At 71.2% G+C, this 22,482-nt stretch carries 20 protein-coding genes; 11 read left to right on the top strand and 9 right to left on the bottom strand.

Annotated features, from left to right (window positions below; all coding sequences use genetic code 11):
• Positions 1-137 precede the first annotated feature (137 nt).
• Both BLS95_RS33550 and BLS95_RS33545 read left to right on the top strand, forming a co-directional pair.
• On the top strand, positions 138-2,090 hold the full coding sequence (locus BLS95_RS33550) for a M14 family zinc carboxypeptidase (protein WP_143043967.1): 1,953 nt from the start codon (positions 138-140) through the stop codon (positions 2,088-2,090).
• 88 nt (positions 2,091-2,178) lie between these two features.
• Positions 2,179-4,743 (top strand): M14 family zinc carboxypeptidase, encoded by a 2,565-nt coding sequence (locus BLS95_RS33545; RefSeq protein WP_245765445.1) that lies wholly within the window; start codon positions 2,179-2,181, stop codon positions 4,741-4,743.
• Positions 4,744-4,852: 109 nt separating this feature from the next.
• Here BLS95_RS33545 and fusA read toward each other — a convergent pair whose 3' ends face one another.
• Complete coding sequence (gene fusA, locus BLS95_RS33540) at positions 4,853-6,907, bottom strand: elongation factor G (RefSeq protein WP_090940746.1); 2,055 nt, start codon at positions 6,905-6,907, stop codon at positions 4,853-4,855.
• Between the two features lie 401 nt (positions 6,908-7,308).
• Here fusA and BLS95_RS33535 point away from each other — a divergent pair, with 401 nt between their 5' ends.
• The 3 genes from BLS95_RS33535 (at position 7,309) to BLS95_RS33525 (ending at position 9,564) form a co-directional block, all read left to right on the top strand.
• Complete coding sequence (locus tag BLS95_RS33535; RefSeq protein ID WP_090940743.1) at positions 7,309-8,040, top strand: GNAT family N-acetyltransferase; 732 nt, start codon at positions 7,309-7,311, stop codon at positions 8,038-8,040.
• Positions 8,037-9,137: a lysophospholipid acyltransferase family protein gene (locus BLS95_RS33530; RefSeq protein WP_143043966.1), complete on the top strand. Its 1,101-nt coding sequence runs from the start codon at positions 8,037-8,039 to the stop codon at positions 9,135-9,137. The genes BLS95_RS33535 and BLS95_RS33530 overlap by 4 nt, the downstream gene beginning before the upstream one ends.
• A gap of 163 nt (positions 9,138-9,300) precedes the next feature.
• A complete protein-coding gene (locus BLS95_RS33525) occupies positions 9,301-9,564 on the top strand; it encodes a WGxxGxxG family protein (protein WP_090940738.1) in 264 nt (87 codons plus the stop codon).
• 115 nt (positions 9,565-9,679) lie between these two features.
• On the opposite strand, the gene BLS95_RS33520 is transcribed toward BLS95_RS33525, so the two are convergent.
• The 6 genes from BLS95_RS33520 to BLS95_RS33495 all read right to left on the bottom strand — a co-directional run bounded on the left by BLS95_RS33520 (position 9,680) and on the right by BLS95_RS33495 (position 14,298).
• Positions 9,680-10,114, bottom strand: coding sequence for a VOC family protein (locus tag BLS95_RS33520; RefSeq protein ID WP_090940734.1), 435 nt, complete (start codon positions 10,112-10,114; stop codon positions 9,680-9,682).
• Positions 10,115-10,254: 140 nt separating this feature from the next.
• Positions 10,255-10,800, bottom strand: a complete 546-nt coding sequence (locus tag BLS95_RS33515; RefSeq protein WP_090940731.1) for a hypothetical protein — start codon at positions 10,798-10,800, stop codon at positions 10,255-10,257.
• A 131-nt stretch (positions 10,801-10,931) separates the two neighbouring features.
• Positions 10,932-12,194, bottom strand: a complete 1,263-nt coding sequence (locus BLS95_RS33510) for an FAD-binding oxidoreductase (RefSeq protein WP_090940728.1) — start codon at positions 12,192-12,194, stop codon at positions 10,932-10,934.
• Positions 12,195-12,446: 252 nt separating this feature from the next.
• Positions 12,447-12,929, bottom strand: coding sequence for a metallophosphoesterase family protein (locus BLS95_RS33505; protein ID WP_090940725.1), 483 nt, complete (start codon positions 12,927-12,929; stop codon positions 12,447-12,449).
• 60 nt (positions 12,930-12,989) lie between these two features.
• A complete protein-coding gene (locus BLS95_RS33500) occupies positions 12,990-13,709 on the bottom strand; it encodes an SRPBCC family protein (RefSeq protein WP_090940722.1) in 720 nt (239 codons plus the stop codon).
• Between the two features lies 1 nt (position 13,710).
• The gene (locus BLS95_RS33495) at positions 13,711-14,298 is read right to left on the bottom strand and encodes an ArsR/SmtB family transcription factor (protein ID WP_176993521.1); all 588 of its coding nucleotides are present in this window, start codon (positions 14,296-14,298) and stop codon (positions 13,711-13,713) included.
• A 224-nt stretch (positions 14,299-14,522) separates the two neighbouring features.
• Here BLS95_RS33495 and BLS95_RS33490 point away from each other — a divergent pair, with 224 nt between their 5' ends.
• Complete coding sequence (locus tag BLS95_RS33490) at positions 14,523-16,772, top strand: rhamnogalacturonan lyase family protein (protein WP_090940719.1); 2,250 nt, start codon at positions 14,523-14,525, stop codon at positions 16,770-16,772.
• Positions 16,773-16,946: 174 nt separating this feature from the next.
• Here the strand turns inward: BLS95_RS33490 and BLS95_RS33485 are convergent, their stop codons facing one another.
• The gene (locus tag BLS95_RS33485; protein WP_090940715.1) at positions 16,947-17,372 is read right to left on the bottom strand and encodes a hypothetical protein; all 426 of its coding nucleotides are present in this window, start codon (positions 17,370-17,372) and stop codon (positions 16,947-16,949) included.
• A gap of 230 nt (positions 17,373-17,602) precedes the next feature.
• On the opposite strand from BLS95_RS33485, the gene BLS95_RS33480 reads away from it, so the two are divergent.
• Complete coding sequence (locus BLS95_RS33480; protein WP_090940713.1) at positions 17,603-17,818, top strand: hypothetical protein; 216 nt, start codon at positions 17,603-17,605, stop codon at positions 17,816-17,818.
• 290 nt (positions 17,819-18,108) lie between these two features.
• Here the strand turns inward: BLS95_RS33480 and BLS95_RS33475 are convergent, their stop codons facing one another.
• Positions 18,109-18,945: a TetR/AcrR family transcriptional regulator gene (locus BLS95_RS33475; protein ID WP_245765443.1), complete on the bottom strand. Its 837-nt coding sequence runs from the start codon at positions 18,943-18,945 to the stop codon at positions 18,109-18,111.
• On the opposite strand from BLS95_RS33475, the gene BLS95_RS33470 reads away from it, so the two are divergent.
• From BLS95_RS33470 to BLS95_RS56025, 4 genes are all read left to right on the top strand, one after another.
• Positions 18,923-19,765, top strand: a complete 843-nt coding sequence (locus tag BLS95_RS33470; RefSeq protein WP_090941073.1) for an SDR family NAD(P)-dependent oxidoreductase — start codon at positions 18,923-18,925, stop codon at positions 19,763-19,765. The genes BLS95_RS33475 and BLS95_RS33470 overlap by 23 nt on opposite strands.
• A 46-nt stretch (positions 19,766-19,811) precedes the next feature.
• Positions 19,812-21,443 (top strand): CocE/NonD family hydrolase, encoded by a 1,632-nt coding sequence (locus BLS95_RS33465; RefSeq protein ID WP_176993520.1) that lies wholly within the window; start codon positions 19,812-19,814, stop codon positions 21,441-21,443.
• 133 nt (positions 21,444-21,576) lie between these two features.
• A complete protein-coding gene (locus BLS95_RS56030; protein WP_090940706.1) occupies positions 21,577-22,080 on the top strand; it encodes a hypothetical protein in 504 nt (167 codons plus the stop codon).
• Between the two features lie 10 nt (positions 22,081-22,090).
• Positions 22,091-22,291, top strand: a complete 201-nt coding sequence (locus tag BLS95_RS56025; RefSeq protein ID WP_176993519.1) for a hypothetical protein — start codon at positions 22,091-22,093, stop codon at positions 22,289-22,291.
• Positions 22,292-22,482 lie beyond the last annotated feature (191 nt).

The raw sequence follows: 22,482 nt of genomic DNA, 5'->3' as shown, positions 1-22,482 counted from the left end.
GCATGCATGAAGTCTGCTTTGAATGATCCCCATACGGGTGATCCAGGAGGGTCCAAATGCGTGGTTTACGGGCGTCCGCAGTCGTTCTAACGATGCTCCTCACGACGTTCGTGGCTTCAGAGCCATCAGTCCCAGCCGTGGCCGGGCCGGTCGATCCCGAGCCGGCCTCGCTGGTGACGTTGTCAGTCCCCGACCTCGCCGCCATGGAACGGCTGGTCGCCTCGGGCGCCGACCTCACCGAACGAGTCCGCCCCCAAGCCGACGGCAGCATCCAGATCGACGCCGTCGTTACGCCGAGCCAGCTCGCCGAGCTGCGGCCGCTCGGCGCCACCCTGGCCCCGGATACGCCGGCCCCCGCGCAGACGCGGAAGGGCGCCGCGGCCGAGGACCAGATCGTCATCGAGCGGGCGGTGTGGTTCAAGTCCCGCGACGGCTACTTCCTGTCCGTCGAGGCCTCCAGCAGCGCCGGTGCGACGGCCACGCTCAACGTGACGTGGAAGGGCAAGCAAGGCTCGGCCGGGCAGGTCGCCATGGTCCCGTACGTGGACGCGGGCCAGTACCTGGGCCACCAGCTCAACACCCCCGTCCCCACGGACAAGGAAGCGCAGTGGGTGACCGTCACCTCCGCCGGCGGCGGCAAGGCCGAGGCCCGCGTGAAGGAGTGGCCCGGTGGTGAGCGCCCCGACCACAACGGGCGCGGATACGAGAAGGACTTCATCACCCAGTACATGCCGCCGGCACAGCTCAATGAGCGGGTCAGGTCGCTGCACAAGCGCTTCCCCAAGCTCACTGACATCATCACGCTGCCGAACCGCACCAACGGTTACCGGCGTCATGCCCAGGCCGTGATCGGCACGCCGCCGGCCGCCGCCGTCGTGGTCACCTCGGACGCGTACGGCTCCGAGGGCGGCAACGACCTGTCCGTCGAGCTGGTCGCCCCCGGCGCCGCCGACCGGCCGCTCCAGGTGAGCCTGAACGGCAAGCTGATCACCGTCAGCCTGGGCACCAACGGCTCCGGCGCGGTCACCAGCACCGCCGCCCAGGTCGCCGCCGCTATCAACGCGACCACCGGGCTCGGCGTCAAGGCGAGCACCTACCGCACCGACGCGGGCGGCGGTGTCATGGCCCCCGCGCCGGCGACCCAGCTCGACGACTTCCTCAACGCCCCCGCCGACGTCTCGCGCAAGCCCGCCGAGGTGCTGGCGCTGCGCATCGGCACGCGCCGCGACGGCTCGCGCACCGGCGTGCTGGCCTACTCCCAGGAGCACGCCCGCGAGTGGGTGACGCCGCTGGTCACCATCGAGGCCGCCGAGCGGCTGCTGCGCAACTACTCGCGCGACAAGGCCACCAAGAGGCTGCTGGAGCGTACCGACATCTTCATCGTGCCGGTGGTCAACCCCGACGGCGCGAACTACAGCTTCTACGACTTCAACAGCCAGCGTAAGAACATGACCAACCACTGCCCCGCCGCGCAGTCCGACCCGGCGCTGCGCAACCAGTGGGGCGTGGACGTCAACCGCAACTACGCGGTCGGCTCGCTGTTCGACGGGTACTTCGGCGCCTCCTCCAACTGCCAGAGCGGCACGTTCGCCGGTCCGGCGGAGCACTCCGAGCCCGAGAGCCGCAACGTGATCTGGCTGGCGCAGAAGTTCCGCAACATCAAGTTCGCGATGAACGTGCACAGCTACGGCGGCTACTTCATGTGGCCTCCCGGCGCCTACAAGGCCGACGGCCGCGTCAGCCTGCCCCGGCCGACGGCCCAGGAGGAGGGCTACTTCCTGCGCTCCGCCCAGACCATCGAGACGGCCATCGCGGCCGAGCGCGGCACCGTCACCTGGCCGCAGCAGACCGGTCCCGTGACGGACGTGCTGTACTCGGCGGCCGGCAACTCGGCGGACGAGCTGTGGTACGACTTCGGGATCTACGGGTGGGACTTCGAGGTCGGCAGCGACCTGTGGAACCCCACCACGCAGCGGTGGGAGGGCGTGGGCTTCCAGCCGCCGTTCAGCGAGGGGCACCAGGAGGCGATGGAGTTCGCCTCCGGCCTGATCTCGCTGATCGGGGTCGCCGCCGACTACCGCGAACGCTGACCTGTCCAGACGGCCGCCGACCGGTGTTCGACCGGTCGGCGGCCGGCTGCCGCCATCCCTGAAAGTGCACCACCGCATGGAGGATCCCTTGCGTTTACCCATCGCCCTGCTGGGCGTGGCCGTCTCGGCCGCACTCCTCGTCATCCCGCAGCACGCGGTCGCCGACCCCGTGGCGCCACCTGCCTCCCCCACGCGGGACTTCGGCAACGGCCCGGAGCGGAACGAGGTCGCGGCCGGCGTGTCCGAGCAGGCCCAGACCCTGCGTGCCGTCACCCCCGGCGAGCAGGCGGTCTATGGGCACTCCCGCGACCGCGGCTACCCCAGGCAGACCAGGCTCCCCGTGCCCGCGGAGAACCCGGCCGACGCCGCCATCAAGCTCGGCCTGACGCCCTATCACGGCATCGCGCCCAAGCTGAACGAGCTGCAGAAGCGGAGCAACCGCGTCAGCGCCGAGATCATCGGCAGTTCCGCCGGCGGCCACGACCTCTACCTCGTCACCCTCACCGCGCCGGAGAGCGCCCACGAGGCCCGCGAGCAGGCCAAGATCCGCGAGCGCATCGAGAACGACCCGGCCGGGGCCGCGCGCGACCGGAAGCTGGCCAAGCAGTACAAGGCGCCGGTCTTCTTCAACGACAACATCCACGGCAACGAGTGGGAGGGCACCGACGGCGCCCTGCGCGTCATCGAGGAGCTCGCCACCAGCAGGGACCCGAAGATCATCGACCTGCTCGCGCGGACCAGGCTGTACTTCAACGTCACCGCCAACCCGGACGGCCGCGCCGGCAACACGCGCCAGAACGGCAACGGCTTCGACATGAACCGCGACTTCATCACCGCCTCCCAGCCCGAGGTGCGGGCGATGCGCCAGGTGATGATCGACACCCAGCCGGTCGCCATGGTCGACCTGCACGGCTACGTCAACGGCACGCTCATCGAGCCCACCACCCCGCCGCACGGCGCCAACTACGAGTACGACCTGTTCATCCAGAACACCTACGCCAACGGGCTCGGCATGGAGGCCGCGGTCAACGCCCTGGGCTACACGTTCGAGAAGGACGGCGTGCACCCGGCGCAGATCCCGTTCCGCGACGACGCCGAGGGCTGGGACGACTGGCCGCCGATCTTCACCCCGCAGTACGCGCCCTTCCACGGCGCGGTCGCCTCGCACACCGTCGAGATCCCGCTGCGGGTCAACAACGCCGACTACAACCAGCTGCCCGTCGAGGAGCTGCGCCGCAGGTCGGCCATCAACACCGACGTGGCCGCCGCCGCGATCCGGGCCACGTACTCCTTCGTGCAGGCCAAGCACGACAAGCTGATCGCGGACCAGATCGAGGTGTTCCGCCGGGGCAGCGCCGGTGAGCCGTCCAAGGAGGTGCCGCTCGGCATCGTGCCCGGGTTCGGGCCCGAGGACGTCTACAACACCACCTATCCGCGCGCCTACGTCATCACCGGCGAGCGCTCGGCCACCGCGGCCGCGCGGCTGGTCGACCACCTGATCGCCAACGACGTACGGGTCGAGCGGGCCAGGAAGTCGTTCCGGGTGTCCGGCACGACGTATCCGGCAGGGTCGTACATCGTGGACATGCACCAGCCCAAGCGAGGGCTGGCGAACGTGATGCTGGAGGCCGGGGCGGACATCTCCGACAAGGTGGACGCCATGTACGACATCTCCGGCTGGAGCCACAGCCTGCTCTGGGGCGCCACCGTGGACAGCGTCACGTCCGCCCCGAGGGTGACCGCCGAGCCGGTCACGGCCGCCGCGCCCACCGGCTCCATGCCGCGCACGCGAGGCCCGCTCGCGCTCAAGGTGACCGACGGCAAGGAGGTCCAGGCGCTCAACGACCTGCTGGGCCAGGGCGTCGAGGTGACCTGGGCGAACGGCACCGCGATCGTCCCGGCCTCCGCGTGGCGGGCCGCCGAGACCGTGTCCGGCCGCTACGGCGTGGCCTTCACCCCGGCGGGCCAGGGCTCCGGCGTGCCGCTGGCGCAGGTGCGGGTGGCCGCCGCCGCGTCGGCCGACGAGCTGTTCACGCTGCGCGAGCTGGGCTTCGCCGTCACCCCCGTCTCGACGGCGACGCTGAACGCCGGCTTCGACTGGAGCGGGACCGACGTGCTGTTCGTCTCCAGCGGGCTGAGCTACACGGCGCTCAACCCGGCCGCCAGGACGGCGCTGGACGCCTTCCTCACCACCGGCGGCGTGATCACCCGGGGCGGCACGGGCGCGACGTTCAACGCGGCGGCCGGGCTGCTCACCGTCACCGCCGTCGCCGGGCGCGGCGACGCCAACGGCGTGGTGCGGGTGACCTCCACCGGCGGGCCCGTCGGCGCCGGCTCGCCTGACTACTCGTTCGTGTACTCGCCGCGCTGGTTCACCGGCCTCGGGGCCGAGGTCACGGTCGAGCAGTCGTACGCGACCGACGGGCCGCTCGTCTCCGGCCACTGGCGGCCCGAGGCGAACGGCACCGGCGGCCAGGACTCCGCCAGGGGGCAGGCTGCCGTGGTCAGCGGGCGGGACGAGCGGGGCGCGGCCGTGGTGCTGTTCGGCACCGAGCCGATGTTCCGCAACCACCCCAAGGGGCTGTTCCCGCAGGTGGCCAGGGCCCTCTACTGGTCGGCCTCGGTCACCGGCGCGTCCGTCACGACCCCGTGAGATGAGGTGCCGCCGCCCGGTAAGTGATCGGTGCCGGGCGGCGGCACCCGGTCTCCCGGCCCCCGCGGTCGGGAGGCCGGGTCACCGTTGCTCTGTCACCGTTGCTCTGTCACTGGGCCGGGGCGTAGCCGGCGGGGCGGGTGGTGAAGGTGCCACGGCCCTGCGTACGGCTGCGCAGGCGGGTCGCGTACCCGAACACCTCGGCCAGCGGCACGATCGCGGTGATCACCACCGTGCCGCCCCGCGCCGCCGAGCCCGAGATCCGGCCGCGCCGGGCGGACAGGTCACCCAGCACCCCGCCGGCCGCGTCGTCCGGCACGGTGACGGTGACCTCGGCCACCGGCTCCAGCAGCACCATCGCGCAGGAGCGCAGCGCCTCGCGCAGCGCGAGCCGCCCGGCCGTGCGGAACGCCGGCTCCGAGGAGTCCTTCGGATGCGTCGCCCCGTCGGTCAGCGTGACCCGCAACCCGGTCACCGGGTGACCGCCGAGCGGCCCGCCGGCCAGCGCGTCGCGGCAGCCGGCCTCGACCGCCCTGACGTACTCGCGCGGCACCCGCCCGCCGGTGACGGTCGAGCCGAACGCGAAACCCTCGGCGCCCGTACCCGAGAGGGGCTCCACGTCCAGCACGACGTGCGCGAACTGGCCCGCGCCGCCGTCCTGCTTGACGTGCCGGTAGAGCAGCCCCGACACCCCGCGCACGACGGTCTCCCGGTGGGCCACCTGCGGCCGCCCGACGCCGACGTCCAGCCCGTGGTCGCGGCGCAGCTTCTCCGCCGCCACCTCCAGGTGCAGCTCGCCCAGCCCGGACAGCACGGTCTGCCCGGTCTCGGCGTCGGCCCTGACGACCAGCGAGGGGTCCTCCTCGGCCAGCCGCGCGAGCGCCGTCGCCAGCCGGTCGGTGTCGGTGCTCCGGCGGGCCTCGACGGCCACGGACACCACCGGCTCGGCCACGTTCGGCGGCTCCAGCAGCAGGGGAGCGTCCGGCGCGCACAGGGTGGTCCCGGCGCGGGCCGCCTTCGGCCCGACCACCGCGACGATGTCCCCGGCCACCGCCCGGTCCACCTCGGTGTGCCGGTCGGCCCGCACCCGCAGGATCCGGGCGACCCGCTCGGCGCGTCGCGTCCCGGCGTCCAGCACTGTGTCCCCCTTCCGCATCGTTCCCGAGTACACCCGCAGGTACGTCAGCCGCCCGGTGGCGGTCGAACTCACCTTGAACACCAGCGCGGCCAGCGGCGCCGCCGGATCGGCGGCGCGTTCCTGCTCCTCCCCGTCGCGTTCGCCGCGCACCGGCGGCACGTCCAGCGGCGAGGGCAGGTACGCCACGACGGCGTCCAGCAGCGGCTCGATCCCGCGGTTGCGGTACGCCGAGCCGCACAGCACCACGACGCCCTCCCCGGTACGGGTGAGGTCACGCAGGACGGCGGCCAGCGTCGCATCGGAGATCGCCCGGCCGTCCGGTGCTTCCCGGGTGGCGCAGAACTCCTCCAGCGCGTCCGCGTGCAGTTCGGCCACCGCCTCCTCCAGCACCCGGCGCCGGCGCCACGCCTCCGCCGCCAGGTCGTCCGGCACCGGCCCCACGCGCAGGCCGCCGTCGGCCGCCCACACCAGCGAGCGCATCCGCACGAGGTCCAGCACGCCGGAGAACCCGTCCTCGCGCCCGATCGGCAGCTGCGCCACCAGCGGCGCCTTGTGCAGCCGCCGCCGGATCGACTCGACCGCCGCGTCGAGGTCCGCGCCCGCCCGGTCCAGCTTGTTGACGAACGCGATGCGCGGCACGCCGTACCGGTCGGCCAGCCGCCAGACGGACTCGCTCTGCGGTTCGACCCCCGCGACGCCGTCGAACACCGCGATGGCGCCGTCGAGCACCCGCAGGGAGCGTTCCACCTCGTCGGAGAAGTCGACGTGGCCCGGCGTGTCGATCAGGTTGATCCGGTGGTCGTCCCAGGCGCAGCTCACGGCCGCGGCGAAGATGGTGATGCCGCGGTCGCGTTCCTGGGAGTCGAAGTCGGTGACGGTCGTGCCGTCGTGCACCTCGCCCCGCTTGTGGGTGGCGCCGGCCAGGTAGAGCATCCGCTCGGTGACGGTGGTCTTGCCGGCGTCCACGTGAGCGAGGATGCCCAGGTTGCGGACGGAAGTTAGCGGGTTGGAAAGGTGAGTACGCACAGCCCGTGGCCCTTTCGGGTCGTTTTCGGCACAGGACAGCGCGATTCCCCGACGGAGCGGTCCGGCGGCGTCAGGTCAGGCCGGGGGAGGAGTGTCCGTCAGAGCATCCGATGACGGCCGCGCAGCCGGCACCGGGACGACGAAGACACCAGGATCACCTCGTAACGGGAAGAAGGGACAATCGCAGCGGTGCTGTGGCGCACGGCCGGCTCCCTTCTCTCGTAGATTGGCGTCCGGGGGCGAGTGTAGTGAAGATCGCCTGCGCCGCAAACCGGTTATTCGCCAGGCCCCCGGCACGAGGTTCATCACGCGGACGCCTCACTGCCCCCGATGAGAGAGACAGTTGTCATTTCGGCATGTCGACATAGGCGCGAGACGCTTTCAGGGAAGGACGCGCGCCCATGACGACCTCTCTTCACACCAGGTCTCTCGACACTGGCCGGTACACGGTCGGCATGGCCACCAGCGCCGCCGACGTGCAGGCCGCCCAGCGGCTCCGGTACGACGTCTTCGCCGGCGAGATGGGGGCGCGGCTCGACAGCCCGGTCTCCGGCCTCGACGTGGACAGGTTCGACGCCTACTGCGACCACCTCCTCGTACGCGATGGCCGCGAGGTCGTCGGCACCTACCGGCTGCTGCCCCCCGGGCGGGTCGACCGCCTCTATTCCGATGGCGAGTTCGACCTCACCAGGCTCGCCCCGATCAGGAAGGACCTGGTCGAGGCCGGCCGCACGTGCGTGCACCCCGAGCACCGCAACGGCGCCGTGGTCGGCCTCATGTGGGCGGGCATCGCCCGCTACATGGTCGACAGCGGCCACCAGTGGCTCGGCGGCTGCTGCTCGGTGCCCCTGGACGACCGGGGCGCCCTGGCGGCGGCCGTGGTGGACCGGGTGCCGCTCGGGCCCGAGGAGCACCGGGTCACGCCGCGCCAGCCCTGGCTGAACCGGGCCGGGGCACGCGCCGACCGCTTCGTACCGCCCGCGCTCCTGCGCGGGTACCTGCGGCTGGGCGCCTGGGTGTGCGGCCCGCCCGCGCATGACCGCGACTTCGGCACCGCCGACTTCTTCGTGCTGCTGTCGATGGCCAACGTGAACACCCGCTACCTCCGCTACTTCCTGGGTGCACCACTGTGACCGCGACCGTCGACCTTGCTTCGGGCGCCCCCGTGAGTGGCGCCGCGCGTGACGGAGCCGCAGCGGACGCGGGCGGGATCTCGCCCGAGGGGGTCACCGTGGAGGACGCGGCGAGCGCCGCCGTGTCCGGCGCTGTGAGCGTCCCCGTCGCGCAGGTCAACCCCTGGCGCCCCTCCGGCCCCTGCTCCACGGACGCCTGCGTGCAGGACGCCGTCGCCGTCGCCGGGTCCGTCCGCCGCGTGGCGCGGCTGCTGGCGGCGGTCCTGGTGGTGCTGGCGGGCCTGCCGATGTCCCTCGTGGCCTCCCGGATGAGCGCGTCCCGGCGGGCGAAGATCGTCGGCGGCTGGGCACGGCTGCTGCTGCGCGCGCTCGGCATCAGGATCGAGGCCGATCTCACCGCGCTCGGCACGACCACGGGGGTCGACCCCGCCGACGCTGTCACCCTGGAATCCTTGTCGGACGCGGCCCTCCGCTCCGAGCCGGACGCCCCGCCGGCCCCGTCGCGCGCGCCGGCCTCGCCGGGCACGGGTGCGCTGGTGGTGGCCAATCACATCTCCTGGCTCGACCCGCTCGTCCTGGCCGCCACCATCCCCTCGCGGGCGCTGGCCAAGCGCGAGATAGCCGGCTGGCCGATCATCAGGACGCTGCTGGCCGGCTCGGGCGCGCTGCTCATCGACAGGGAGCGCCTCTCCCAGCTTCCGGCCGCCGTCAGGACGATCGCCGACGCCCTCTCCGCAGGCGACACCGTGGTCGCCTTCCCCGAAGGCACCACGTGGTGCGGTCGCGGGATGGGACGGTTCCGCCCGGCCGTGTTCCAGGCGGCGCTGGACGCGAACGCCCCCGTGCGCCCGGTGATGCTGCGTTACCGCGAGGGAAAGGCGGAGACCGCCTCCACCCGCGCCTGCTACGTGGGTGACGACTCCCTCGTGGCCTCCGCCCTCCGCGTGGCCGCGACCCGCCGCCTGGTGGTCCAGGTGACGCTCTACGCCCCCGTACGCCTCATGTCCCCGGCTCCCCGCCCCGTGGCCCGCGCGGTGCTGGCCGAGATAGCCGAGGCCCAGGTACGTACCGGCATCGCCGACGGCCACCCTGTTTAAGCGCGTCAACGGGGCGGCGGCCGGGACGGGGAGGCGTTTAGGCGGCTGGGACGATGGTATGTGCGTACCTAGCAGGGGAAATGGAGATCGCCCCGCTATCGGAAGCCTTCCGTGTGGAAGGTGTGATAGGCGGTCTCCGAGACCGCCGGATCGGGGGAACCCAATGCGCAAGACGCTCACCGGGCTGGGCCTGGCGTTCTTCTTGACGCTCGTCCCAGCCGCCACGGCGACGGCTGATCAGCAGGTCGCACCGGTCGCACACAGTCAGGTCACACCCGGACCGCAGCAGAACGCGAAGGACGACGGCGGCGGCGCCGGTCTGTGGGGTCTGCTGGGCCTGCTCGGCCTGCTGGGCTTCGCGGGCATGCGCCGACCGCGCGGTGTCGGGACCTCCGAGCACATGTCCAACCGCACCCCGCGCCCGTAGGGGACGCGTCCCGGGTCTCCGCCCGGGATGAGACCGGAGGTGGTACGGCTGGCGAGTGGGTCGGCCGTACCACTACGACGGGGCGCGGGGCGCCCGTTCAGTCGCGGTCGAGTTCTCAGGACTCCGCCTTCAGGGCGGCCAGGACCCGCAGGTAGTGCGGGTTGTACATCAGGCCCAGAACATTGCCCCAGGGGTCGATCACGGACGCGGTGACGAAGCCGGTGCCGGTGCCGCGGTCGCGCGGGGCGTCGTGCTCCTTCGCGCCCATGGCCACGAGCCGGTCGAGGGCCGCGGGGACGTCGTCCACGTGCCAGAACACCACGGCGCCCGCCGGCCCGCCGATCGCGTCGGGGCCGGGCGTCCTGGCCAGTTCGGTGCCGGCGTAGGCGCTGTCGATGACACCGAACTCGTGCTGGTAGTCGCCGATGCGCCACTCCAGGTAGGCCGGGGTGTCCATGTAGGGCGGGGTCCCGAACAACTCGGTGTACCAGCGCTTGGTCGCCTGCAGGTCGGGTGAGTAGAAGGAGACGGTGGTGAGACCTCGCAACATCGTTCCGGTCCTTTCGACGGGGTTCTTGTGACCATCCTCCCGTCTGAAGTGCTCACCAATTGAGCACTTTGTTTCCGTGGTGTGCCGCCGCCTTTTTGGCCCGTTCTCGCCACGCCGTCCTCGCGGCGCGCTCGCCTGCGCTACGCCACCACCGCGCCGATGCCGGGCAGCCCGGCCCGGTCCGGCACCACCCGGGGCAGCCCTCGCAGCCACCCTTCCAGGTCCGCGGGCCACCACCGCCCCGCCGCCAGCCGCCCCAGCTCCTGGGCGACGGTCCCCGCCTGCACCGGTACGACCCGGGCGGGCGCGGCCCCGGCCAGCACCCCGAGCCACCAGTGACGCACTGTCGCCGGCATCCCGTCGGGGTCCAGCACCAGGTAGTAGTCGGGCAGCGTCAGCCGGTCGGCGCGCAGCTCACCCAGCGCCGCCTCGACGGCCACCTCCAGGGCGCCGGTCACCCCCGTGCCGTCGAAGAACGCCGTCCACGCCGCCGCCACGTCGGCCAGCGGATCGGCGTCGTGCACGACGTACGTCGCCGCGGACCGCGCCGCGATCTCCATCACCTCGGCCGGGCGGCGCTCACCTCGCGGGATCGCCCGCACGTTGTGCAGCCCGCTCAGGCCCGCGACCACGTCCGCGGCCCCGTCCCCCGCCACCACGACCACCGTACTGCTCAAACGCCGCATAACGGGCAGTTTACTGTCGGGCGGCCCGGCATCGCGGCGGCTCCGGCGGCTCCGGCGGCTCGCGGACGGGGCCGCGCGGGTGATGCCGTGCGGGAGTCGTGACCTGGGACGGGCGTGGCGCGCAAGGGTCGTCACGCCGGGACGACGTGGCCGACGCGGAAGAAGCCGTCCGGGTCGTAGGCGCGCTTGACCGCCCGCAGCCGCCCATAGTCCCCGGCCGCGTAGGCGGTGGCCGTGCGGGACGGGTCGGACAGGAAGTTCAGGAACGTCCCTCCGCTGGCGTACGGCCGCAGCGCCTCCGCCAGCCCCGGCACCGGCGTGTCCAGGATGGCCGACAGCTTGGTGGCCCGGTGGCCCACCGGTCCGGCGTCCGCGCCCGGGCGGCTCATCGCGCCGCCCCAGTGCCGGATCTCCACCGTTTGCGCCTGCTCCGAGGCCCGTACCAGGGTGTCGAGCACCTCGTCGGGTACCTTGTCGAACATGTCCATGTGCCGGTTCGGCGTGCCGCCCATGGCCGCGGCCGCGTACGTGGTCGGTCGGGTCTCGTCCCGCAGCGCGGGACCGGCGGCCCGCCACAGCGGCGCGAGCAGCCCTCGGGCCTCGGCGGCCGTGCCGGCGTGCAGGACCTTGAGCATCGCCACGCGCTCGTCGCGCTTGAGCACGACGGCGGTGCTGATCTCGTCGGGCGCGTCCTCGATCCAGTCGCGGTACGCGCTCAGCAGCTCACCCGCCGCCTCGATCGGGAAGTACGCGAACCCGGCGTACACCTGCGACACCGGATAAAGCCGGAACTCCAGCGCGGTGACCACACCGAACCCGCCGCCGCCCCCGCGCAGCGCCCAGAACAGCTCCGGGTGACTGTCGGCGCTCGCCGTGACCTTACTGCCGTCGGCCAGCAGCACCTCGGCCCGCACGACGCTGTCGGCGGCGAAGCCGTACTTGCGGGCCAGCCACCCCAGCCCGCCCCCCAGCGTGTAACCGGTGACGCCGACGGCCGGCGACGAGCCCGACAGCGGCGCCAGCCCGAACGGCGCGGCGGCGGCGAGCACCTCGCCCCAGAGCGCGCCCGGCCCCACGCGGGCGATCCTGCGCAGCGGGTCCACCATCACCGACGCCATCGGCGACGTCCTGACCAGCACACCGCCGTCGCAGGCGGAGTGCGTGCCGTGCCCGGTCGCCTGCACCGCGAACGGCACCCCGTGCCGCCGCGCCGCCAGCAGCGCGGCCCGCAGGTCCGCGACCGTGTGCGCCTCGGCCACCACCGCCGGCCGGGAGTCCACGGCCGGGTTCACGGCCCGGCGCAGCTCGTCGTATCCCGTCGAGCCCGGCAGGTGCGCCGTCCCGGCGAACCCGGGGAGGGCGATCTCGTCCTGGAGTGTGTACGGCTGGCTCATTCTCTCGGCCCTTCTCTAATGGCGATCTGGGATCACTGTGCTGGAGGGCGCTTACGACGCTGTTCCCGTCGCCTTACCGTCGCCCTGAAGTTCCTTACGGGGTTCCAGAATCCGGCCGCGGGCGGGGCCCGGGCATCGGTCGTCCGTCGTCGTGCCGGGTACGCCGGCGGTGGTAGTTCACGCCGCTCGCCGTCCCCCTCAGGGCTCGGCGCATGACAAGTCCGGCCGCCCTCCGGCGTATGGGGGGCCGCGTCAGGTGACGGGTATGATCTCGGCCCGGGTCAGGACGCCGCCCTCAATGGTGAGCAGGCCCAGCGTGCCGTGCGGCTGGCGGCGGCGGTCCGTGGGGGAGCCGGGGTTGAAGATGCGCAGCCCGCCGTCGGACTCGTCGAGCGGGATGTGCGAGTGCCCGAAGACCACCAGGTCCGCGTGCGGGAACCGGCGGCGCAGCCGGGGCAGCCGCCCCTTGGCCGGGCCGCTGTCGTGGATCATGCCGATCCGCAGCCCGTCCAGGGTCAGCTCCAGCGTCTCGGGCGCCGCCACGTCCGGGCCGTCGTTGTTGCCCTTGACGGCGTGCACGGGCGCGTACGCGGCCAGCTCGTCGAGGACCGAGGCGACGCAGACGTCCCCCGCGTGGAGGATGACGTCCGCGCCGCGCAGGTGCTCGGCCACTCGGGGCGGGCACGATCGCCAGCGCCGCGGCGCGTGCGTGTCGGACAGGACGACGATCTCCACACTGTCATCCTGCCCGGCCGGGGGACGGCCTCACGCGTCGACCACGGTCGGGCCGGAAGGTCAGTCGTAGAGGTCCGCCAGGCGGGCCCGCCAGCTCGGCCGCGGCCCGGCACCGTCCTCGAACAGCAGGTGCGCGGCGATCATGGGGCCGTGGAAGCCCTGGATGAACCGGTAGAGGGCGTCCGGGGTGCGGATGCCGAGGGTCTGGGAGTTGCGGAAGTAGACGACGCCCTCGATCGAGCGGCCGGGGCCGATCCGCACCCGGTCACCCGGTCTCGGGTCGCCGCCGAACTCGGCGTACAGGATCTCCCAGGCGCGGGGCCAGTCGCGCACCGGCGGCCCGAACTCCGTGAGCGGCGTGGCGGCCCGGCCCGCGAAGTGGTCGAGGTATTCGACCAGCGTCGCGAAGTACATCGTCAGGCCCTCGGACATGGCCTCGAACTCGTCCTGCCAGTCGTCGCCGGGCAGGAAACCGCTGGTCACGAGGCGGATCTGGGTGCTGCCCCGGTCGCGGCCCTCGATGAGGAACTCGTAGGCGACGAAGCGGCCGTCGTCGGTCTTGTCGCTGGCGTGGGCGAAACGTCGCGGCGGGTCGGCGGCGGTCACCGTGGAGTCGGGCATCGCCGCGTCGCCGAACAGCGTGCGGATGACGCCGCCCGCCACCTCGGTGCGCCCCATGAACCACGAGTCGATGCCCGGTCCCGTCGTGATGGCCGCCCACACCTCCTCGGGGGTGGCCCCCACCACGGCCTCCTGCGGAAGCTCGAACTCGTGCCCCACGTCAGCGCTCCTCTTTCACGGCGGGGTGTACGGCCACGACGAGCCGATGATCGCGCCCGCCTTCGGCAGATTCGTCATGATATTTACTGACCAGCGACGTCACGCAGTGAGCCAGCTCCTCCGCGAACGCCGCCCGGTCGGCTGCCGAGGCGAAGCGCACCTCACCGTCGATGGCGAACGTGGCCACCCGCTTCTGCGCCGCGGCCGCCCCGCTGATCAGTGCGCCGACGTCGCGGACGAGCTGCGCGGCCACGGCCAGCAGCCAGCGTGCCGACAGCCGGTCGGCGAAGCGGGCGGGGTCGGGCTGCACCGAGGACAGCGCGGCCGGTGAGATCACGAAGGACGCGGCGGTGGCCTGCATCACGCGCTCGGTCACGTTGCCCTTCTTGCGCTCCTCGACGAGCTGGACCAGGCCGTGGCGCTCCAGCGTGCGCAGGTGGTAGTTGACCTTCTGCCGGGCCAGGCCCACCTTCTGCGCCAGGGAGGTGGCGGAGCCCGGCTCGACCAGCGCGGCCAGCAGTTTCGACCGCATGGGGTCGAGTGAGGCCTCGGCCGCCGCGGGGTCCTCGATCACGGTCACTTCGTGCATGGGGGAACGATGGCACCGAAAAAATAAATTGTCAAGCCGCCCAGGGAACGGTGACCGCGCTGAAATTTTCACGCGGCCTCGGGCGTGAATTGCCACGTTGAGCTGAAACGTTTTAAGGAATCTTGCGAGGAGTTCAGCCGCCGGATTGACAGCTCTTGCACGGCATTCCTACGGTCTGGGCGGCAGGTCCTCGCGGCAACCTCGGGCCCGGATGGGGATTGGTGATGAAACGTTCAAACACACCGGTGGCCGTGGCCGCCCTGGTCTCCCTGGCCGTCACCGGCGTCGTCACGGCCCAGCCGTCGGCCTCGGCGGCCGTGGCGTGCGCGGTCGACTACTCGGTGGGCACGCAGTGGGGCGGCGGGTTCACCGGCGCGGTGACCATCCGCAACCTCGGCGAGCCGGTCAACGGCTGGCGCCTGACCTGGTCCTTCACCGCCGGCCAGCAGATCACCCAGGCCTGGAACGCCACCGCCACGCAGAGCGGGGCCGGCGTGACGGTCACGGACGCGGGCTACAACGCCTCCATCCCGTCCGGAGGCAGCGCGGCCTTCGGCTTCAACGCCACCTGGAACAACTCCGCCAACCCCGCCCCCGCCTCCTTCGCCCTGAACGGCGTCCCCTGCACCGGCACCCCCGGCACCCCGACCGCCACCCCCACGGTCACCCCTACGGTCACCCCCACCGTGACGCCCACGGTCACCCCCACCGTGACACCGACGGGACCGCCTCCCGCCGGGGCCAAGCAGGCGGAGGACCTCGACCGCGGCCTCATCAGCGTCCGCTCCGGCAGCGGCAACCTGGTCTCCTGGCGGCTGTTGGGCACGGAGCCCCGTGACACGTCCTTCAACGTCTACCGCGCCGGCACCCGGGTCGCCTCCGTCACCAACTCCACCAACTACCTGGACGCGGGCGCCGCCGCCGACGCCACCTACACCGTCCGCCCGGTGACCGGCGGCACCGAGGGCGCGGCTTCGGAGTCCTCGCTCCGCTTCGCCAACGGCTACCTGGACGTGCCCATCACCCCGCCCAGCAGCGGCCACGCCGCCAACGACGCCAGCGTCGGCGACCTCGACGGCGACGGCCGCCTCGACCTGGTCCTCAAGTGGGAGCCCGCCAACGCCAAGGACAACTCCCAGGCGGGCGTCACGAGCGAGGTCTACCTCGACGGCATCAGGCTGGACGGCACCCGCCTGTGGCGCGTCAACCTGGGCCGTAACATCCGCGCGGGCGCGCACTACACCCAGTTCCAGGTCTACGACTACGACGGGGACGGCAGGGCCGAGGTCGCCATGAAGACGGCGGACGCCACCGTGGACGGCCGCGGCACCGTCATCGGCAACGCGAACGCCGACCACCGCAACGCCGACGGCTACACCCTCAGCGGCCCCGAATATCTCACGGTGTTCAACGGCCAGACCGGCGCCGCGATGTCCACGGTCCCCTACGACCCGCCGCGCGGCACCGTATCGTCCTGGGGCGACAGCTACGGCAACCGGGTGGACCGCTTCCTGGCCGGCACCGCGTACCTGGACGGCACCCGGCCCAGCCTCATCATGGCCCGCGGCTACTACACCCGCAGCGTCATCGCCGCCTGGGACTTCCGCGACGGCCGGCTCACCAAGCGGTGGACGTTCGACACCAACGCCTCCGGCAACAGCGCGTACGCCGGCCAGGGCAACCACGCCCTGACCATCGGCGACGTCGACGCCGACGGCCGCGACGAGATCCTCTACGGCGCCGCCGCCATCGACGACAACGGCGCCCGCCTGTGGAACATCGGCTACGGCCACGGCGACGCCGCCCACCTCGGCGACCTGATCCCCGCCCGCCAGGGCCAGGAATATGTCAAGATCTCCGAGTCGGCCAGCCGCCCCGGCCTCTACATGGCCGACGCCAGGACCGGCGCCGTCATTTGGCAGACCGGCAGCGGCTCGGGCTCCGACGGCGAGGGCCCCGGCCGCGGCGTCGCGGGCGACATCTGGGCGGGCAGCCCGGGCGCCGAGTCCTGGGCCTCAGGCGCCGGCCAGAACGGCCTGCGCAACACGGCCGGCACGGTCGTCGGCCGCCAGCCCTCCTCGGCCAACTTCCTGTCCTGGTGGGACGCCGACCCGGTGCGCGAGCTGCTGGACCAGACCCGCATCGACAAGTACGGCACCAGCGCCGAGACCAGACTCCTGACCGCCTCCAACGTGCACAGCAACAACGGCACCAAGGCCACCCCGTCACTGTCCGGCGACCTGCTGGGAGACTGGCGCGAGGAGGTCATCTGGCCCACCACGGACAACCGCGCCCTGCGGATCTACGCCACCCCGATCGCCACCACGGTCAAGATCCACACCCTCCTCCACGACCCCCAGTACCGCGTGGCCCTGGCCTGGCAGAACACCGCCTACAACCAGCCCCCGCACCCGAGCTTCTCCATAGGGGACGGCATGGCCACGCCGCCCAGGCCGAACGTATATGTGCGTTGATGCGTTGACTCGCGTCAACGCCTCTCAGGCGGCAGGCTCCGACCAGGCGTCGCGGAGCGCGTCGCACGCCGCCGGCGCTCGGTCGGACAAGGCGACGGCCAGCTCGGACACGGCGGGCCTGAGCCCGGCCAGGCGGGCCAGCACCCAGCCATGGATCTGCTGGCTGGCGTCGTCCTACAGGAACTCCTCCCAGACGAGGTCGTGACCGTCGTCCGGCGTCTCGGCGAACCGCGTCAGCCACGCGCGAGCCTCGCAGGACAGCTCCGGGACCGGCGTGCCCGCCGGCACCTCGCCCAGGTAGTCGGCCGCCTCGGCCAGCGCGCCGAGGCACCTGGTTAGGACGTCGCCGGGCGGCGGCCTCTCCCGCAGCACCCGGATGAGCCAGCCGAAGGCGTCCGGGCTGGCGGGCCACACGGACGACTGGTGCACGATCGCACCCGCGAAGTGCGCCGCCGCGTTGCGCTGGGCGTCACAGTCGTCACCGAGCAGCGCGGCGAGGTGACCTGGGGTGTCGCGGGCGGAGCCGTACGCGTGCGGCCACCTCGTCCACTCGGCGGTGCCGAGCCCGCCGATCTCCCGCCGCAGAGTGTCGAGACTCACGGGCGGGACGCTATCCCTCGCGCGACGCCACCGGCAAGCGGCGGTGTCAGGCGGAGTCGGTCAGGTCGAGTGTGGTGAGTTCGCCGCGCGAGGCGACGCCGAGCTTGCGACAGGCCTTGTAGAGGTGGTAGCCGACGGTGCGAGGAACAGCTGATTCGCAGGTGCCCGGCGGCGACGCTCTTGCGGCGGGAACGGCGAAGCCACTCGCCGTACAGGAGAGAAGTGCGGGCGTGCTCGAACGGCGGACCGCCGGCTTTGAGCGCCGCCAGGTAGTGCTCCTCGGCGTCGGCGTCGGAGCCGAGAAGCGCGCGGCACCGTTCCGCGAGGGCTCGGGTGAAGGGCTGCCGCGCCCATCGTTCGTACCGGGCGAAGGCGTGCTGGGCGCGGCCGGGTCCGCCGCTGCGTACGGCGGCCTCCACCAGGCCGGGCACGCAGCGCAGGGCTGAGACGTGATACCAGCCGGGGCCCTGGGTGAGGGATGCTTCCCTCGGCTCGGCACTCGGCGGCCAGGCGGCCGGCCGCCTCCAGGGTGTAGGAGTCGGCGCCGAAGACTGCCCGAGGTGGGTGCAGCCGAACCAGTGTCGACGATGGTCAGCTTCCGAAAACTCCGCAAAATTGTCGGAAGAGAATCGTTCACGGGATTCGGTTCAGCTAGATATTTGAGTTTGGCGTTGCCATGGCGGTATTTCCGCTGGCACAAGGGGCAGAAGCATTACTCGGGTCCGGTGTGGACCGTCTACCCGGCGGGGCGTTGGCGGGACGTCGACGACGGAGGGGCGTCCGACCGCGGATAGCCGAGGTTCCCGATGACCAGGGTGGTCAGCATGCTCCGCAGTGTGCTGGTGAAGTCGAGCCGCTGCTCAGCCAGTGATGGGACGAGCTCATAGGCGGCGAGCATGCTCGGCGACGGCACCGAGTGCGTCCAGATGGCGCCGATCACCAGGATGGCTTGTGCGGCCAGTTGGCCGGCGCCGTCGCCGAGTTCGGGCAGCGGGCCACGAATCAGCCCGGCGAGAGTGATCACGTTGTCGATGGCCGCGTGCTTGTACCGAATGGCGACTTCCGGCGAGACATTGTGCTCCAGAACCCCGGCCTGGGCCGAGAGCAGGTCGCACAGCGTGCGCTGGTGGTCGAGCGAGCGGGTGAGGGTGTCGACGAGCTGCGCGCAGCGCTGCTGGGCGGTGTCGTCGATGTCGATGCCGACGGCGAGTTCTTCGGAAAGCTGGTCGAGCCACAGTTTCCAGGTGCGGTCCAACAGTTCGAGCAGGATCGCCTCGCGGGACTCGAAGTAGCGCAGCAGGGGTGACTTGGCCAGCCCCACCCGGCGGCTCAGCTCGTTGAGGCTGACCTTGCTCACGGGCATCTCGTCGAGCATGGCGGCGGCGGTGTCGAGGATCGCCTGCCGACGGATCTCCCGCTGTTCCTCGCTGCGCGCCCGACGGAATGTCGTCATGTCGCCATGATAGACCGCCGGTACATTGTTGACATGATACCGGCGGTCTATTACCTTGGCGAGGGTAATAGACCGCCGGTACATAAGGAGTTCGATCATGTCGAAGGTGTGGTTCGTCACCGGAAGTTCTCGCGGCCTGGGCCGGGCTCTGGTCGAGGCGGCGCTGGAGGGCGGCGACCGCGTCGTCGCTACCGCACGTAAGCCCGCTCAGCTGGACGACCTGGTCGAGCGCTACGGCGAGCACGTGCTTCCCGTGCCGCTCGATGTCACCGACAACGACCAGGTCCACTCTGCTGTGCAGCGGGCAGTGTCGGCGTTCGGCCGCCTTGACGTCGTGGTCAACAACGCCGGGTACGCCGACCTGGCCGCGATCGAGGATGTCGACCTCGCCGACTTCCGGGCCCAGATGGACACCGACTTCTACGGCGTCGTGCAGGTCACCAAAGCGGTGCTGCCGTTCCTGCGGACACAGGGCTCGGGGCACATCTTCCAGGTATCCTCCATCGGCGGCCGGATCGGGTCGCCCGGCTTGGCTGCGTACCAGAGCGCGAAGTGGGCGATGGGAGGATTCTCCACCGTTCTCGCGCAGGAGGTCGCTCCTTTCGGGATCAAGGTCACGGTCCTGGAACCGGGTGGCATGCGCACCGACTGGGCTGGCTCCTCCATGACTGTCCCTCCGATCAGTGAGCCCTACCGGTCCACCGTTGGTGCGTTCGCTGACATGCTTCGGGACGCAGCTGCGGTGAGCGAGGCCACTGGGGTAAAGGCCGCTGAGCCGGCAAAAATCGCTCGGGTCGTGCGTGATCTCGCCGGTCGAGACGACGCGCCGCTTCGGCTCCTGCTCGGCGCCGACGCCTACGGCTACGCCCAGCAAGCGGCCCAGGTCCTGGCCGAGTCCGACCAGAAATGGCGTCACGTCACCGATGTCGTCTCGGCCTGAACCGCGCCGGCGGGCACCCGACAGCATGTGTGAACAGGAGAACCCTATGCCGGAACAGGCCCACTTCGACTTCACGCTGGACGGGCGGCTGGACCTCGCCGATCCGCGCCAGGTCCTGGCTCAGCTGGGCATCAGCGCCCGCAGCACCGACTGTCTGGTCACCACGGTGCGAATCGGTATGCGTGACGGTGTCGAACTGGTGGCGGAACACTACGCGCCCCACACCGACCGGCCGGCGCCCACCATTCTCGTGCGCTCGCCGTACGGGCGCGGTTTCCCATTTGACCTACTACTGGGGCGGCTGTTCGCCGGCGCCGGTTACCACGTGCTGCTCCAGAGCTGCCGGGGCACCGCTGACTCCGACGGTCAGCTGCGACCGATGGTCCAGGAGGCGGCGGACGGTCACGACACGGTCGCCTGGCTTCGTGGGCAGGACTGGTTCGACGGTCGTCTGGGCCTGTTCGGCATGTCCTACCTTGCCTACTGCGTCTATGCACTGCTCCAGGACCCGCCGCCCGAGGTGAGGACCGCGGTGATCGTGGTCGGGCCGTACGACTTCGGTTCGGCGTTCTATCGCACCGGCGCGTTCACCGTGCAGGAGTGTCAGAGCTGGAGCAATCTGGTGCGCCGGCCGTGTCCCGGCGTTGACGACGAGCTGCCGGCCGACGCCGCGCAGCGGATTCCGCTGCTGGCCGGCGCCGAGCTACTCGGCGCGACAGCGCCCTGGTATCAAGACTGGGTGAGCCAACCGGATCTGGACGATCCGTACTGGCGGCCCTATGACCAGCGTGCGGCGTTGGAGCGATTCGCGGGGCCGACGTTGCTGATCGGCGGCAGCTACGACGTGTTCTTGCCGCAGAGCATCGAGGCTTTCCAGGCGCTGCGCGGTCGAGGTGTCCAGGTCGCCCTGACGCTCGGTCCCTGGGTGCACACCGATGTCGTCGCGGTAGCCGCCGCAACGATGGTGGACGAGACGCGGGCGTGGTTCGACGACCATCTGCGCGACGGCGTCGCCACTCTCGCACGACCCGCCGTCCGGCTGCACGTCGCCGGTGTCGACGAGTGGCGCGAACTGGACGGCCTGCCGAGGGCTTCCGGGCGCCTCACGTTGCGGCTTGGAGCCGGTGGAACGCTGAACACCCGCGGCGATACCGAGTTCTCGACGTTCACCTATGATCCAAACGATCCGACGCCCGCTCTCGGTGGCCGCCGTGTCGGTCCGAATGGCGGGCCGCAGGACAATGCCGCACGCGAGCAGCGGCGAGATGTGCTCACCTTCACCACCGCAGCGTTCGACCGGCCGATCGAGATACACGGCAGTCCCACGCTGAGCGTCGGTTTGACATCCAACAACCCACACGCCGACCTGCATGCGCGGCTGTGCGTGGTGGACGCGGACGGCATCTCCGTCAACTTCTCCGACGCGATGCTGCGGCTGCCGTTCGCGGCCGATCCGACCGTCGCGCGAACGATCGAGCTGACCCTTGATTTTTGCGCTCGCCGGATCGGCGTCGGGCAGCGGATCCGGCTACAACTGTCAGGCGGATCGTTTCCCGAGTACGACCGGAACCTGGGTACCGGTGAGTCGCCAGCGACGGGTGTCGCGATGAAGACGGCGACGCACTTGATCGACCACGCCACCACCATCCTGTCGCTGCCGGTCGACGAGCCGGCCTGACCACAACACATCACCGGCCTTGGGGAACAGCCGAGCAGCCAGTAGCGATAAGCGCTGCTCGGTTGTTCCCCGAGGCCGGCTTCACCCGGGCTGGCCGCCCGCTGACCGCGGTGGCCACGCGGTCAACGGGGGCATGGTGGCGCGCAAGGTCGGAACGGGTGAGGTCGTCGCCGCGTCCGTCCACAAGGCCACGTGCAAGTTGAAGACCGTGCCGGGCCCGGCCAAGCTGGGCTTCAACCTCCAGTTCACGATCGCTCCCGACGCCCTGGCAAGCCATGTGGAGAACCTGGGCCAGGCGGAGGTGGAGCAGTGCAAGACCTGCATGAGAACATCTACGCGCCCGGCCAAACCGCGACGGCCGCGCCGCTCGCTGGACAACAACCAGGCCGACCTGTGGGTCAACCTGGCTGTCGAAGGTCAGCCCATTGAGGTGTTCCTTGAGGAGATCCAGATCTCGCAGATCAAACCGGGCGACGAGCTTGCGGCGAAGGCGTCCGAAGGCATGACGTGGGTGGCCTCCTATCACGGAGTACAGTTCGGCGTTGGCCGCAACCCGCGCGAGGCGGTCCGGCGTCTGCTGGGCCTGCGGCTGGGTGTCTGGGACAACGGCACGCTCTTCGGGCAACGGTTTTTCTAGGCAGTTCCTGTTGCTCGTGGCCGACCTGACTGCGCTCGTTCCCGACCCGATCACCGATCCGGTGTTCCGCGACATGGCCGACGCCCACGAACAGGTCACCGCTCCCACCGGCCCTCACCTCCCGGTCGATGACCATGCAGGGCTGCCAGCAGAAGCCGGCAGCGCAGCGTTAGTCACCTCCCCGATGCAAGCGAACTGCCACATCGGATGAGAACGCAAAGCCCTCACTCCGAGAGTTCGTGTCATCTACGTTGAGGGAACCGCGTCGCCGTGCCAGGTAAGAAATGCCACCGCAAGCGAGAAGTCACAGCACGGTTGCCTCGAGAAGATGGAGGACGGAGTGCCCGGCATCGGCGACGACAAGCCGTGCGAGGTCTGCGGTGACCCGCTTGAGGTCTGCGC

Source organism: Nonomuraea jiangxiensis, assembly GCF_900099965.1.
Classification (GTDB): domain Bacteria; phylum Actinomycetota; class Actinomycetes; order Streptosporangiales; family Streptosporangiaceae; genus Nonomuraea; species Nonomuraea jiangxiensis.
Note: the sequence above shows the minus strand (reverse complement) of the source record. Positions and strands in the feature narration are given on the sequence as shown.

Excerpts from the sequence above, each read along its gene's own strand:
- BLS95_RS33535 (WP_090940743.1), top strand. The coding sequence starts at position 7,309 with ATGACGACCTCTCTTCACACCAGGTCTCTCGACACTGGCCGGTACACG.
- BLS95_RS33525 (WP_090940738.1), top strand. The coding sequence starts at position 9,301 with ATGCGCAAGACGCTCACCGGGCTGGGCCTGGCGTTCTTCTTGACGCTC.
- BLS95_RS33520 (WP_090940734.1), bottom strand. The coding sequence starts at position 10,114 with ATGTTGCGAGGTCTCACCACCGTCTCCTTCTACTCACCCGACCTGCAG.
- BLS95_RS33515 (WP_090940731.1), bottom strand. The coding sequence starts at position 10,800 with ATGCGGCGTTTGAGCAGTACGGTGGTCGTGGTGGCGGGGGACGGGGCC.
- BLS95_RS33510 (WP_090940728.1), bottom strand. The coding sequence starts at position 12,194 with ATGAGCCAGCCGTACACACTCCAGGACGAGATCGCCCTCCCCGGGTTC.
- BLS95_RS33495 (WP_176993521.1), bottom strand. The coding sequence starts at position 14,298 with ATGCACGAAGTGACCGTGATCGAGGACCCCGCGGCGGCCGAGGCCTCA.
- BLS95_RS33490 (WP_090940719.1), top strand. The coding sequence starts at position 14,523 with ATGAAACGTTCAAACACACCGGTGGCCGTGGCCGCCCTGGTCTCCCTG.
- BLS95_RS33470 (WP_090941073.1), top strand. The coding sequence starts at position 18,923 with ATGTCGAAGGTGTGGTTCGTCACCGGAAGTTCTCGCGGCCTGGGCCGG.
- BLS95_RS33465 (WP_176993520.1), top strand. The coding sequence starts at position 19,812 with ATGCCGGAACAGGCCCACTTCGACTTCACGCTGGACGGGCGGCTGGAC.
- BLS95_RS56030 (WP_090940706.1), top strand. The coding sequence starts at position 21,577 with ATGGTGGCGCGCAAGGTCGGAACGGGTGAGGTCGTCGCCGCGTCCGTC.